The organism is Enterobacter sp. MGH 4, from assembly GCF_000534735.1.
GTDB lineage: Bacteria > Pseudomonadota > Gammaproteobacteria > Enterobacterales > Enterobacteriaceae > Enterobacter > Enterobacter intestinihominis.
Window position 1 is genome coordinate 607,831 of sequence record NZ_KI973289.1, and the last position, 14,365, is coordinate 622,195.

General features: G+C 56.9%; 13 protein-coding genes. 12 read left to right on the forward strand and 1 reads right to left on the reverse strand.

From position 1 onward, the window contains the following. The first annotated feature begins 186 nt into the window (after positions 1–186). From flhD to cheW, 6 genes are all read left to right on the forward strand, one after another. Complete coding sequence (flhD, locus tag L350_RS19330; RefSeq protein ID WP_003859693.1) at positions 187–537, forward strand: flagellar transcriptional regulator FlhD; 351 nt, start codon at positions 187–189, stop codon at positions 535–537. A gap of 2 nt (positions 538–539) precedes the next feature. Beyond that, positions 540–1,118, forward strand: coding sequence for a flagellar transcriptional regulator FlhC (flhC, locus tag L350_RS19325; RefSeq protein ID WP_022648512.1), 579 nt, complete (start codon positions 540–542; stop codon positions 1,116–1,118). Positions 1,119–1,241: 123 nt separating this feature from the next. Next, positions 1,242–2,129, forward strand: a complete 888-nt coding sequence (gene motA, locus L350_RS19320) for a flagellar motor stator protein MotA (protein WP_003859696.1) — start codon at positions 1,242–1,244, stop codon at positions 2,127–2,129. After that, positions 2,126–3,055, forward strand: a complete 930-nt coding sequence (gene motB / locus L350_RS19315) for a flagellar motor protein MotB (RefSeq protein ID WP_022648511.1) — start codon at positions 2,126–2,128, stop codon at positions 3,053–3,055. The genes motA and motB overlap by 4 nt, the downstream gene beginning before the upstream one ends. Positions 3,056–3,059: 4 nt before the next feature. Further along, positions 3,060–5,069, forward strand: coding sequence for a chemotaxis protein CheA (gene cheA, locus L350_RS19310; protein WP_032624031.1), 2,010 nt, complete (start codon positions 3,060–3,062; stop codon positions 5,067–5,069). Between the two features lie 19 nt (positions 5,070–5,088). Next, positions 5,089–5,592, forward strand: a complete 504-nt coding sequence (gene cheW / locus L350_RS19305; protein WP_003859699.1) for a chemotaxis protein CheW — start codon at positions 5,089–5,091, stop codon at positions 5,590–5,592. A 96-nt stretch (positions 5,593–5,688) separates the two neighbouring features. On the opposite strand, the gene L350_RS19300 is transcribed toward cheW, so the two are convergent. Continuing rightward, on the reverse strand, positions 5,689–6,948 hold the full coding sequence (locus L350_RS19300; protein WP_032624032.1) for a dicarboxylate/amino acid:cation symporter: 1,260 nt from the start codon (positions 6,946–6,948) through the stop codon (positions 5,689–5,691). Between the two features lie 427 nt (positions 6,949–7,375). On the opposite strand from L350_RS19300, the gene L350_RS19295 reads away from it, so the two are divergent. The 6 genes from L350_RS19295 (at position 7,376) to tar (ending at position 14,352) form a co-directional block, all read left to right on the forward strand. Continuing rightward, on the forward strand, positions 7,376–7,948 hold the full coding sequence (locus L350_RS19295; protein WP_022648508.1) for a spore coat protein U domain-containing protein: 573 nt from the start codon (positions 7,376–7,378) through the stop codon (positions 7,946–7,948). Positions 7,949–7,955: 7 nt separating this feature from the next. Further along, positions 7,956–8,501, forward strand: a complete 546-nt coding sequence (locus L350_RS19290; RefSeq protein ID WP_022648507.1) for a Csu type fimbrial protein — start codon at positions 7,956–7,958, stop codon at positions 8,499–8,501. Between the two features lie 16 nt (positions 8,502–8,517). Further along, complete coding sequence (locus L350_RS19285; protein WP_023300459.1) at positions 8,518–9,279, forward strand: fimbrial biogenesis chaperone; 762 nt, start codon at positions 8,518–8,520, stop codon at positions 9,277–9,279. Beyond that, positions 9,255–11,639, forward strand: a complete 2,385-nt coding sequence (locus L350_RS19280; RefSeq protein ID WP_032624033.1) for a fimbria/pilus outer membrane usher protein — start codon at positions 9,255–9,257, stop codon at positions 11,637–11,639. Before L350_RS19285 ends, L350_RS19280 begins: the two co-directional genes overlap by 25 nt. After that, a complete protein-coding gene (locus tag L350_RS19275) occupies positions 11,636–12,598 on the forward strand; it encodes a Csu type fimbrial protein (RefSeq protein WP_023300457.1) in 963 nt (320 codons plus the stop codon). Before L350_RS19280 ends, L350_RS19275 begins: the two co-directional genes overlap by 4 nt. 86 nt (positions 12,599–12,684) lie before the next feature. Next, positions 12,685–14,352: a methyl-accepting chemotaxis protein II gene (tar, locus tag L350_RS19270; RefSeq protein WP_032624034.1), complete on the forward strand. Its 1,668-nt coding sequence runs from the start codon at positions 12,685–12,687 to the stop codon at positions 14,350–14,352. Positions 14,353–14,365 lie beyond the last annotated feature (13 nt).

Consider the following 14,365-nt stretch of genomic DNA (forward strand, 5'->3'; position numbering starts at 1 on the left):
TAAGAAAAGATAAAATGTGTAACCGACATTTTGGCCATGTTAACCGGTCACGCGCTTTACGACGTACAAACCTAAATTCAACTATGCATTTGGCCTTTTCTTTTTATACCGGGTGATTTCCCGGCGACATCACGGGGTGCGGTCTTTCCGCATAAAAATAATAGTTGGTTATTCGGGATGGGAAAAATGCATACATCCGAGTTGCTAAAACATATTTACGACATCAATTTGTCGTATTTATTGCTCGCGCAGCGTTTGATTAGTCAGGACAAACCGTCAGCGATGTTTCGTCTGGGTGTTAACGAAGAGATGGCAACCATGCTGGGGGGATTAACACTTCCGCAGATGGTCAAGCTGGCTGAAACCAATCAGCTTGTCTGCCAGTTCCGTTTCGATAACCCGCAGACCATTACGCGTCTGACTCAGGAATCCCGCGTGGACGATCTGCAACAGATCCACACCGGTATTCTTCTCTCCACCCGCCTGCTCAACGAAATCAGCCAGCCTGACGACGTAGCCCGGAAGAAAAGGGCTTAACAATGAGCGAAAAAAGCATTGTTCAGGAAGCCCGTGATATCCAGCTGGCAATGGAACTCATCACGCTGGGTGCGCGTTTACAAATGCTGGAAAGCGAGACGCAACTGAGCCGTGGTCGTTTGATCAAGCTGTACAAAGAATTGCGTGGTAGCCCACCGCCAAAAGGCATGCTGCCGTTTTCGACTGACTGGTTCATGACATGGGAGCAGAACATCCATGCTTCCATGTTCTGTAACGCCTGGCAGTACCTGCTTAAAACGGGCTTATGCAGCGGCGTGGATGCCGTGATTAAAGCCTACAAACTTTACCTTGAGCAATGCCCGCAGCAGGAACAGGGACCCCTGCTGGCGCTGACCCGCGCCTGGACGCTGGTGCGTTTTGTTGAAAGCGGAATGCTTGAATTGTCGCGCTGCAACTGCTGTGACGGCAATTTTATTACCCACGCGCACCAGCCTGCGGGCAGCTTCGCCTGTAGTTTATGCCAGCCTCCATCCCGAGCCGTAAAAAGACGTAAACTTTCCCGGGATGCTGCCGATATTATTCCACAACTGCTGGATGAACAGATCGAACACGCTGTTTAACCCGAACCTGTGGGCAAGATTCCAGCAGCGGTAAGCGATTACCGCTGCTTTTTTTTACCCTGCGTTCAGGTCACGCGCTCGAAATGAACGTCCTGCCATAGTCACTAGCGGAAGGATGATGTCGTGCTTATCTTATTAGGTTACCTGGTAGTTCTCGGTACAGTTTTCGGCGGTTACATGATGACCGGCGGGCACCTTGGAGCACTCTATCAACCGGCTGAACTTGTCATCATCGGCGGTGCAGGGGTAGGGGCTTTTATCGTTGGTAACAACGGTAAATCGATCAAGGGCACGCTGAAGGCGATTCCGCTGCTGTTTCGTCGCTCGAAATACACCAAAAGCATGTATATGGATCTTCTGGCGCTGCTCTATCGCCTGATGGCGAAGTCACGTCAGCAAGGAATGTTCTCGCTGGAGCGGGACATTGAAAACCCGAAAGAGAGCGAAATTTTCGCCAGCTACCCGCGTATTCTGGCTGACGCGATGATGCTCGATTTTATCGTCGATTACCTGCGGCTGATCATCAGCGGCAACATGAACACCTTCGAAATTGAAGCCCTGATGGACGAAGAGATCGAAACCCACGAGAGCGAATCCGAAGTGCCGGCCAACAGCCTGGCGCTGGTGGGCGACTCGCTTCCAGCGTTCGGTATCGTGGCGGCGGTCATGGGCGTCGTTCATGCCCTGGCCTCGGCGGATCGCCCGGCGGCTGAACTGGGCGCCCTGATTGCCCACGCAATGGTGGGGACGTTCCTCGGTATTTTACTGGCATACGGCTTTATCTCCCCGCTGGCGAGCGTGCTGCGCCAGAAGAGCGCTGAAACCACCAAAATGATGCAGTGCGTGAAAATTACGCTGCTCTCAAACCTCAACGGTTATGCGCCACCGATCGCCGTCGAATTTGGCCGTAAGACGCTCTACTCCAGCGAACGTCCGTCGTTTATCGAACTGGAAGAGCATGTGCGCGCGGTGAAAAACCCCAACCAACAGACGACAACTGAGGACGCATGAAAAACCAGTCCCATCCGATCGTCATCGTAAAAAAACGCAAGCATAAGGGGCACGGGCACGGTTCTCACGGCTCATGGAAGATCGCGTACGCCGACTTTATGACCGCCATGATGGCCTTCTTTCTGGTGATGTGGCTGATCTCCATCTCCAGCCCGAAAGAGCTTATTCAGATTGCGGAATATTTCAGAACGCCGCTGGCGACGGCGGTCACCGGCGGGCCGCGCATTTCGAACAGCGACAGCCCGATCCCCGGCGGCGGTGACGATTACACCCAGCAGCAGGGCGAAGTGAAAAAACAGCCTAACATCGACGAGCTGAAAAAACGGATGGAGCAGGCGCGCCTGAAAAAACTGCGCGGTGACCTGGATCAGCTGATTGAGGCGGACCCTAAATTGCGCGCGCTGCGTCCGCATCTGAAAATTGACCTGGTGCAGGAAGGGCTGCGTATTCAAATCATCGACAGCCAGAACCGACCGATGTTCAAAACCGGCAGTGCCGACGTGGAGCCCTACATGCGCGATATTCTGCGCGCGATTGCACCGGTGCTGAACGGCATTCCGAACCGCGTTAGCCTCTCCGGTCACACGGATGATTTCCCGTACGCCACGGGAGAGAAGGGATACAGCAACTGGGAGCTTTCTGCCGATCGCGCCAACGCCTCGCGTCGCGAGCTGGTGGCGGGTGGGCTTGATGATGGCAAGGTCCTGCGCGTGGTCGGCATGGCTGCAACCATGCGCCTGACCGACCGCGGACCGGATGACGCCATCAACCGTCGTATCAGTCTTTTAGTGCTGAACCAGCAGGCGGAGCAGGCCATCCTGCATGAAAACGCCGAAAGTCAGAATGAGTCACTGGACGATTTAAAACAGCCTGGGGCCGTCCCTTCGGCTGCCGTTCCAACATCGCCACCAGCCAATCCGAGGTGATAGCGTGAGCATGGATATTACCGATTTTTACCAGACATTTTTTGATGAAGCCGACGAATTGTTGGCCGATATGGAGCAACATTTGCTGGATCTGGTGCCCGAGGCACCGGACTCAGAACAGCTCAACGCCATCTTCCGTGCGGCGCATTCCATTAAAGGCGGAGCCGGAACGTTTGGATTTACCATTTTGCAGGAAACGACCCATTTAATGGAAAACCTGCTGGATGAAGCACGACGCGGTGAGATGCAGCTCAATACCGACATTATCAACCTGTTTTTGGAAACGAAAGATATTATGCAGGAACAGCTCGACGCCTATAAAAGTTCGGCAGAGCCTGATGCCGCCAGCTTTGAATACATCTGCAACGCGCTGCGTCAGTTAGCGCTGGAAGCCAAAGGTGAGGCGTCTGCGCCCGTTGTCCCTGCGGCAAAACTGAGCGTTGTTGACGCCGCGGCCAAACCAGACAGTGCGCCTGATGCAGCCGCAGGAAAATTGCGCGTAGTGCTGTCACGGCTGAAAGAGAACGAGGTCAACCTGCTGGAAGAGGAGCTGGGTAACCTGGCGACGCTCAGCAACGTGGTGAAGGGTAAAGACAGCCTGGCCGCGACGCTCGACGGCGGGATCGGTCAGGATGACATTGTGGCGGTGCTGTGCTTCGTGATTGAAGCGGATCAAATTGCGTTTGAAACCGAGGCGGCGGCCGTTGAAGTGCCCGCGCCGGCAGAAATTGCCCCTGCGGTAGTTGCCGCTGCCCCTGCACTGAAAGCCGTGCCCAAAGAGACGGCCGCCCCGGCCCGCGGTGAAAAACCGGCGGCGCGCTCCAGCGAGTCAACGAGCATTCGCGTGGCGGTGGAGAAAGTGGATCAGCTGATTAACCTGGTGGGTGAACTGGTGATCACCCAGTCGATGCTGGCCCAGCGCTCCAACGAGCTGGACCCGGTGACCCACGGCGATCTCATCACCAGCATGGGCCAGTTACAACGTAACGCCCGCGATTTGCAGGAATCGGTGATGTCCATCCGCATGATGCCGATGGAATATGTCTTCAGCCGCTTCCCGCGCCTGGTGCGCGACCTGGCCAGCAAGCTCAACAAACAGATCGAACTCACGCTGATGGGCAGCTCCACCGAGCTGGATAAGAGCCTGATTGAACGCATTATCGACCCGTTAACGCACCTGGTGCGTAACAGCCTCGACCACGGCATTGAGCTGCCGGAAAACCGCGTGGCAGCCGGAAAATCGCCAGTGGGCAACCTGATCCTGTCAGCAGAACATCAGGGCGGCAACATCTGCATCGAAGTGACCGATGACGGCGCGGGCCTGAACCGCGAGCGCATTCTGGCGAAGGCGATTTCGCAGGGCATGGCGGTCAACGAAAACATGACTGACGAAGAAGTGGGCATGCTGATTTTTGCCCCGGGCTTCTCAACCGCAGAGCAGGTCACCGACGTTTCCGGCCGCGGCGTGGGCATGGACGTGGTGAAACGTAACATTCAGGAGATGGGCGGTCACGTTGAGATCCAGTCTAAGCAGGGCGCGGGCACCACGATCCGTATCCTGCTGCCGCTGACGCTGGCCATTCTTGACGGCATGTCCGTTAAAGTGGCGGACGAAGTCTTTATTCTGCCGCTGAACGCGGTGATGGAATCCCTCCAGCCGCGCGAAGAAGATCTGCATCCGCTGGCGGGCGGCGAGCGCGTGCTCGAAGTGCGCGGCGAGTACCTGCCGCTGGTGGAACTGTGGAAATTGTTCGAAGTGGACGGGGCAAAAACCGAGGCCACGCAGGGTATCGTTGTGATCCTGCAAAGCGCCGGACGCCGCTACGCGCTGCTGGTCGATCAGCTGATTGGTCAGCATCAGGTGGTGGTTAAGAACCTGGAAAGTAACTACCGCAAAGTGCCGGGGATCTCTGCTGCCACCATCCTGGGTGATGGTAGCGTCGCGCTGATCGTCGATGTATCGGCACTTCAGGGATTAAATCGTGAACAACGTGTGGCGAACACAGCCGCCTGATTAAGTAAAAGGTAATAACATGACCGGTATGAGTAACGTAACGAAACTGGCGGGCGAGCCCTCTGGGCAGGAATTCCTGGTTTTCACTTTAGGTGATGAAGAGTACGGTATCGACATCCTGAAAGTGCAGGAAATTCGCGGGTACGATCAGGTAACGCGCATCGCGAATACGCCAGCGTTTATCAAGGGTGTGACCAACCTGCGCGGTGTGATTGTGCCTATCGTGGATCTGCGCGTGAAGTTCAGCCAGGGCGATGTGGAGTACAACGATAACACGGTGGTGATTGTTCTGAATCTGGGGCAGCGCGTGGTGGGGATTGTGGTGGACGGCGTGTCAGATGTGCTGTCGCTGACCGCCGATCAAATCCGTCCTGCGCCGGAGTTTGCGGTCACGCTGTCGACGGAATACCTGACAGGGCTGGGTGCGCTCGGCGAGCGTATGCTGATTCTGGTGAATATTGAGAAGCTGCTGAACAGCGAAGAGATGGCGCTGCTGGATATCGCGGCGAATCACGTGGCATAAAATAAAGCCGGGTGGCGCTGACGCTTACCCGGCCTACGTGTTCGAGCCATTCGTAGGCCGGGTAAGGCGAAGCCGCCACCCGGCTCTTTTGTAACCTTACGCCTCCTGCTCCACCAGCTCTGCCTCCGCTTCCCGCGCCCCTTCATTCTGCGACAGCATCGCCGTCGCAATCCCGTTCCCCAGCACGTTAATGGCGGACCGTCCCATATCCAGGAAATGATCAATCCCCATCAGCAGCAGGATCCCGGCCACCGGAATATTAAAGCTCGGAATGGTTGCCGCCAGCACCACCAGCGACGAGCGCGGTACACCCGCAATGCCTTTCGAGGCCAGCATCAGCGTTAACATCAGCACCGTCACCTCGGTGAAACTCAGGTGAATGTTGTACGCCTGGGCGATAAACATTGAGGCGAACGAGCAGTACACCATGGAGCCGACCAGGTTAAACGAGTAGCCGATCGGCAGGACGAAAGAGGCGATATTACGTGAACAGCCGAAGCGCGCTAACTGCTCCAGCGTTTTCGGGTATGCCGCTTCTGAGCTGCTGGTGGTAAACGCCACCAGCACCGGATCTTTCAGCATCGCCACCAGACGGAAAATCTCTTTCTTCAGTACCATGTAACCCACGGCCAGCAATACCAGACAGGTCAGGAGGATCGCCACATAATAACCGCCAATAAACGAGGCATAGTTCAGCAAAATGCCCAGCCCCTGGGTGGCAATGACGGACGAAATCGCCGCGAAAATGGCCAGCGGCGCAACGTACATCACGTAGCCCGTCACCTTCAGCATAATGTGGGATACCACATCCAGCGCCGCGACCAGCGGGGCGTTGAATTTTTGGCCCAGTGACGCGCCGCCAATGCCGAAGAACATCGAGAAGACCACAATTTGCAGGATCTCATTGTTCGCCATCGCGCCGGCAATGCTGGTTGGAATGGTGTGTGACAGGAAGGCTTTCAGCGACATCCCGCTCACGGCCAGGCCGGTATCAACCGTCTCTGTCGGAATGCTCAGGTTCAGACCGCTGCCGGGTTGTTCAAGGGTAACAATAAACAGCCCCACCAGAATGGAAAGTACGGATGAGCTGATAAACCACACCATCGCTTTACCCCCGACGCGCCCAATCGTAGACGTTTCACCCAGCCTCATAATGCCCACCGTCAGGGTGCTGAACACCAGCGGGGCTATCACCATCTTGATCAGCCGCAGGAAAATATCGGTCAGCAGGGTGATGTTCTCCGACCAGGCCTGTATCGCGTCGGACGAAGCATACTCATGGATCGCCGCACCGGAAAGAATGCCCGCCAGCATGAAAATCACGATGAAGAGCGTGAGTTTGTTTGCACTTGCCACAAAAAGATCCTCTATGCGCTAAAAGAGTTTCCTGCGTCAATGCATACAAAATTTTTATTTAAGCGCAGGAAAATATTCGGGGCATAAATTGAAGTAAAGCTGCGTGAGTTACAACTTGTTTTTAATTTTTATGAAATTCGTTGTTTTTATCATGACGATATATTGTGACTCAGATCACCCTACAGGCGATATATCCTCAAGTTAAGCAAGAATAATGCCCTTTTTTTTTTGCTAACCCTTTGTAATGTTTGTTAATAACCTGTTAATTCGAGCGGGGTTGCCCTCTTTTTGATGAAAGTGGTTGAAGTGCTAACCATAAACTAAATTCTCAGTAACCGCGCCGGGGAATGTTTAAGCGGGGCTAACATACTGAACAGTATGAATAAAATATGGCAAGCGAACCTATATTTCTTCTGGAGGGTGGTAAATGAAAAGAAAACTTCTTTTTATCTGCGCGGGCACGCTGCTGACGGCGGCAACGGTCGGTCAGGCTCTCGCGGTCACCAGTAGCGGCACTATCGGCGCGACGTTGACGCTGACAAACGGCTGCTTGATCAACGGCTCGCCAACGCAAAACGGCATTAACTTCGGGACGCTGGATTTCGGCACTCATCCTGCAACATTCTCCACCCTGACAACCCAGTTAACCGGTGCCAGCGGAGGAAACACCTTTACCATTCAATGTACCACTGCCAGTTACACGGTGGCGATCACCGGCAACACTAACGCTACCGCACCCGGAACCGTTGTCGGCACCCCAGGTACGCCGGGCCGCTATCTGGTCAACACCGCCAATGCGGCGCAGGGCGTTGCCTACAGCCTGTTCAGCGATAGCGGTTACAACAACGTGGTTGCGAACAATGCCGCGTTGCCGGTCGCCTCTACTGCGGGTGGGGTGGATAGCTACACCCTCTACGCACGCATTACGGGCGGCGGCAATAGCGTAACGGTCGTACCGGGAACCTATACCGACACGATTAACGTCAGCGTCACCTACTGATTCAGCCATGAAGGCATTGTTATGTCTGCGCGACAGCGCAGAGGGCGTCGTGCACCCTTTTTTAACCCTGTTGGTCGGGCTGATGTTGATCCCAGACGCCGGGGCGGTGACGTCTCAGTCATTCAGGGTGAGCGCGACGGTTGTGCCTGGATGCTCGGTGAGCACCGGCACCGGCGGGCGTTTCGGTACGCTGAATTTCGGGACCCGCAGCGGCGTGGAGAGCGCACCGGTCAGCACCAGCTTTGTTGCCGACGGCGCGTTGTCCATCGCCTGCACACCGGGTGTGGCGCTAAGTATGAGCATTAATGGCGGTCAGAATTATAGCTCTGTGCGGCGGATGACGCGTTCAGGCGGGACAGAGGTGGTCGGTTACCGGCTCTACAGCAGCAGCTCTTTGGCCGCAAACAGTGAAATTGGGGTTAACCAGGCAATACCGATTACCTATACCAACAGCAATAACATCGCGCTGCCTCTTTTTGGCGTCGCGCTTTTGACCGGGTTTAGCCCGTCAGGAACGTATTCAGATCAACTCACCGTGACCTTGTCATGGTAGGAAAGGGAGAGCATTGATGAAGCCATTTTTCAGGCGGTCAGGCCTGTTGAGTCTGTTGGGGATAACGGCCCTTACAGCGGTTAAGGCGCAAGCAGCCGCAACCATTCTTCTTTGGCCTATCGATCCGTGGCTTTCGGCAGACGCCAGAGCAACTGAATTGTGGATCCAGAATCAGGGCAACAGCGCCACGACAATGCAGATACGCATTGTGCGCTGGAAACAGGAGGGCGGATATGAGCGTTACACCGCCCAGCAGGATGTGGTCGCCAGCCCGCCGATCGTGACTATCGCTAAAGGCAGTAAACAGCTTATTCGCCTGATTAAGCAGGGGACGATCCCGTCCGGCGTCGAGCAAGCCTACCGCATCATTGTGGATGAGATTCCCCAGCCGGATGCAAAAGCGGAACCGTCTATGGGCCTCAAACTGCAAATGCGCTATTCCATTCCCTTATTTGTTTATGGACAGGGGATCCCCACCCTCAACGAAGGAGAGCATCACGCGCTGGCGAACACTCAGCAGCTCAACTGGCGGGTCATTCAGGAGGAGGGGAAACCCGCGCTTGAGGTCCGCAATCAGGGGAACGTTCACGTCAGGCTCAGCCAGGTTGCGGTTGAGCAGGGCGGGCAAAAACGCACGGTTGCCGAGGGGCTGCTGGGTTATGTGCTGCCAGGCAGCACCCGAAGCTGGCCGCTTCCGGCAGGGATTTATCAGCCGAATCGGATGAGCGCGCAAATTAATGCCAGGGATACGCAATGGCAATCGACGCCCGTCAACTGAAACCGGCGATGATGATCCTGCTTTGCGTCAGTACCAGCGCATTTGCCGAAACCGGCGACGACAGTTTACCGCCGCCGCCGGACGCTCGGACGATGAACGGCGAAGCTGTATTCCAGCTCGCCCTGGTGCTGAACCACTATGACACGGGTCTGGTGGTGCCGGTGACGCAGCGCGAGGGCGCCTGGTTTATTTCAGGAGCGGATTTGCTTCGCGCCGGACTGCCGCAGGAGCATGTGCCTGCCGGAGAGGTGAACCTTTCAACGCTCTCATCGGTACGCGTAGAGTATGACAGCAGCGCCCAGCGGCTCATGCTGACGGTCCCCCGGGACTGGGTTGCGGCACGGATCACGTCGTTTAGCGGTCAGAGCGCGCAAAGCAAGCCGCATTATGGCCGGGGCGCGCTGCTCAACTACGACGTTTATACCAACCATACCGAACATACGGGCGGCCAGGCGTCGGTGTGGCATGAGTTCCGCTATTTCAACGAAGACTATTCGTTTTCTTCGACAGGGTACGCCCGACAGAATTTCGCCGGAAGCAGCGGGCAGCAGGAAGGATACGTGCGCTATGACTCAACCCTGCTGATCACCAACGAGGAGGATGCCACCACCTGGACCGTCGGGGACGTCATCAGCGATGCGCTGAGCTGGAGCACCAGCGTGCGGATGGGCGGGATCAGCTACGGGCGCGACTTCTCCCTGCGTCCGGATCTGGTGACCTGGCCGCTGCCGGCGTTTTCCGGTGAGGCGGCCGTCCCGACCTCGGTCGATCTCTTTATTAATGGCTACCGTTCCGGCTCCACCCGCCTTCAGCCGGGGCCGTTTACCCTCACTAATCTGCCGTACATCAACGGCGCAGGGGATGCGGTACTGGTCACCACCGACGCGCTGGGACGTCAGGTGAGCACCACGCTGCCGTTTTATGTCAGCAGCGATCTGCTGAAGCAGGGGTTAAGCGACGGCGCCGTGACGCTGGGCAGCCTGCGGCGCAACTACGGTATAGAGAATTTTGACTATGGCCCGGCGGCGGGCAGCGGATCGTATCGCTACGGGGTGACCGACTGGCTGACGCTGGAGGGGCATGCGGAAGGGGCGGAGTCGCTGGCGCTCGGCGGCGCGGGCACGGTGCTGAAGCTCGGGCGTTTTGGCGTGGTGAACACGTCTTATACCCAAAGCCGGATGCGCGGCGACGAAGGGGGCCAGATGAACTGGGGCTATCAGTACAGCACCAGCGAGTTTAGCGTAGCGACCCAGCATACCCGACGCGACCGCGGCTTCGGCAACCTCGCCCTGTACGATCAGCCCACCGTTTATGATGAATATGATAACCCCGTTGCCAGCCTGAGCCGCAATACCGACCAGTACTCCTTAACCTTTAACCTCGGTGATTACGGCAATATCGGTGCGGCGTGGATCGGCGTGGAGAGTTTTGACAGCCGGAAAACCGAGCTGCTCAACCTCTCCTGGAGCCGAAATCTGTGGCGCTCAAGCAGTATTTACCTGGCGGCCAGCCGTGACCAGCAGCGGGATGACTGGACGGTTGCGCTGTCGTTGCAGGTCCCTCTGGGCGAACGTGACAGCGCCGCCGTTACCTTTGAAAACACGCCTGACGCAGGCAGCACTCAACGCATTAACTACAACCACTCGATGCGGTCTGACGGCGGCTTTAGCTGGAACATGGCCTGGGCCAACCAGTCGCGGTCGAGTAACTATCAACAGGCCACGCTCGGCTGGCGGAATAACAATGTTGAGCTTCAGGGCGGCGGCTACGGTGAGAAGGGGATGATGACCTGGTGGGGCGAGGCGATGGGCTCTGTCGTCCTGATGGACGGTGAGCTGTTTGCGGCGAACAAAATCAACGATGCGTTTGTGGTGATCAGCACCGACGGACATCCGGACGTACCCGTCAGCTACGAGAACCAGCCGGTTGGTAAAACCAATAACAAAGGTTATCTGCTGGTCAGCGGCGTTTCCGCCTATTACCCGGCGAGCTACCGCATTGATACCCTGAACTTACCTGCGGATACCCGGCTGAAAGAGACCGAGCGTCGGGTGGCGATTCGTCGGCATAACGGTTATCTGGTGGATTTCCCGATGGAGCAGGAGCGGGTTGCCAGCGTGATCCTGCATGACGCGCAGGGCAATGCGATCCCGGTGGGAAGCCAGGTCAAACGCGCGTCCCGCAGTAGCGCGGTTGTTGGCTACGACGGCCTCGCCTGGCTGGAAAACCTCAACGATGTGAATCCTCTGGAGGTCATCACCCCGGACGGTAAACGCTGTATCGCAACGTTGAACGTGGGCGCAAATCCCGAGCATAAGCTGCAAACCTACGGTCCGCTGACCTGCCGGGAGGCGCCGTGAAACGCCTGTTGATAGCCATACTGTTGCTGTTCTCGGGCAGCGGCTGGGCGGCCTGCACCGTCAGTACGGTGAACGCCTCGTTTGGCAGCGTCACCTCATTCGCCCTGAGCAGTACGGGGGAGGTGCAAACCACCGGCACGCTGGTGGTGTCCTGCGATACTGTTCTCAACCTGCTAACCAACGACTCGGTGACGCTGACCTACACCTCGGCGTCGATAGCCGCCAACAGCCGCGCCACCATGAAGCGTACCGATAATGCGGCCATCGCGGACGTTATCCCCACGCGCCTGTGCGGTGCCACTGGCTGCGGCGGAAACAGTGAAGTACAAATCAGCAAAACCTATACCTGGAATGGCAACACCCTGCTCGGGCTGCTGGGGTCAAGGCGCTACAACATTCCGCTTTATTTCCGTACTGTGCCGGGGCAGAACGTCACGGCCGGGCCGTACCAGGTGTTGTTAACGTTCAGCATCAACTACAACGTGTGCGCCGTTGGCGCGGGCGGGCTATGCCTGACCCCGCAAACCGGCACGGCAACTACCTCCATTCTCCTCAACATGACCGTGACCAACGATTGCAGCACGATGACCACGCCGGACGTGAATTTTAACAGCGCGCCGCTGGTGCAAAATTTTCCCACCGTTTCGCAGTCGATCGCCGTCACCTGCACCAAGGGCAGCACCTACACCATAGGCATTAATAATGGAGCAAACGCCCTGAACAACGTTCGTCGTATGGTTAGCGGCAGCAATTTTATGAGTTACGACATCTATAAAGAGGCGACCAGCAACCGCTGGGGCGGCAGTGGCAGCGAGCGCTGGGCCAGCGCCAGCTCATCCCAGGTCAGTACCGACGGGCTTTTACGCACCTATAACTACAGCGCTAAGGTCCTGACCAGCCAGGCCACGCCGCCTGCCGGAACCTACACCGACACGCTGATCGTTGACGTCGCGTTCTGACACCCCGCGCTTTTCCCTTTCGCAAATGTAAAGTTCCCGTGGCCCCTGCCGATAACACCGTTAATCAATCGATGAGAAGGTGTTGTATGTTGAACCGTATCCGCGTTGTCACAATGCTTATGATGGTGCTGGTCATTTTCGCACTTCTTCAGCTTATTTCTGGCGGCCTCTTTTTCTCCTCGTTAAAACAGAACCAGGACAGCTTCGCGGCCTCGAACGATTTGCGGATGCAGCAAAGCGAACTGACCACAACCTGGGATCTGATGTTGCAGACGCGTATCAATCTGAGCCGCTCGTCTGCCCGCATGATGATGGATCCGAACAACCAGCAGAGCAGCGCAAAAACGGAACTGCTGAAGAATGCGCGCGCCACGCTGGCAGACGCGGCGAAACATTACGAGGCCTTCAAAAAAATCGCCCCTCAGCCCGCAATGGCGCAGGCGAGCGCGAACATAGATGAAAAATATCTGGCCTACTTCGCCGGCCTCACGGAGCTGGTGCAGTTCCTGGAGAAGGGCAATATGGACGCCTATTTCGCGCAGCCGACCCAGGGCATGCAGAACGCCCTCGGCGCGGCGCTCGGCGAGTACGCCAAAGCCAGCGGCGAGCTTTATCACTCCGCCTTTACGCAAAGCCAGAACGACTACCGTTTCGCGAAATGGCAGATGGCGGTGCTCGCCCTCGCGCTGGTCATCGTGCTGGTGGCCGTGTGGTACGGCATTCGTCATATCCTTCTTAATCCGCTTGGCCGCGTCATTGCCCATATCCGCGATATTGGCCGGGGCGATCTCACGAAAACGCTGACCGTTTCTGGTCGCAACGAGATCACCGAGCTGGCGACCAGCGTCGACCATATGCAGCGTTCGCTGATTGATACCGTCGCCAACGTGCGCGAGGGGGCGGATGCCATCTATACCGGCACGAGTGAAATCGCGATGGGCAACAACGATCTCTCGTCCCGTACCGAACAGCAGGCGTCCGCTCTGGAAGAGACGGCGGCCAGCATGGAGCAGCTCACCGCGACCGTGAAGCAGAATGCCGACAACGCCCGTCAGGCGTCGCAGCTTGCAGAAAGCGCGTCCGACACCGCCCAGCGCGGCGGTCGGGTGGTCGACGGCGTGGTGAAAACCATGCATGACATTGCCGACAGCTCGAAGAAAATCGCCGATATCATCAGCGTTATCGACGGCATCGCCTTCCAGACCAACATTCTCGCGCTGAACGCGGCCGTTGAAGCGGCGCGTGCGGGCGAGCAGGGACGTGGGTTTGCCGTGGTCGCTGGCGAAGTACGTAACCTCGCCAGCCGCAGCGCCAATGCGGCGAAAGAGATCAAAGCCCTGATTGAAGACTCTGTTTCACGCGTGGATACCGGCTCGGTGCTGGTGGAAAGTGCGGGTGAAACCATGAATGACATCGTGAATGCCGTGACGCGCGTGACGGACATCATGGGTGAAATCGCCTCTGCATCGGATGAGCAGAGTCGTGGTATTGACCAGGTCGCTCTGGCGGTATCGGAAATGGATCGTGTGACGCAGCAAAACGCCGCCCTGGTGCAGGAGTCCGCTGCCGCGGCCGCTGCGCTTGAGGAGCAGGCGAGCCGCCTGAAAATGGCCGTCTCGGCGTTCCGTCTTACTTCAAAAACAACAAATACGGTCAGCTCGCGGTCAGCGTACAGCGAAGCAACCCCGGCGCCCGTGACAACACCTACGCGCGCAGCGGTGACCGGACAAGATGAAAACTGGGAAACATTTTGACTGACAATTAAAC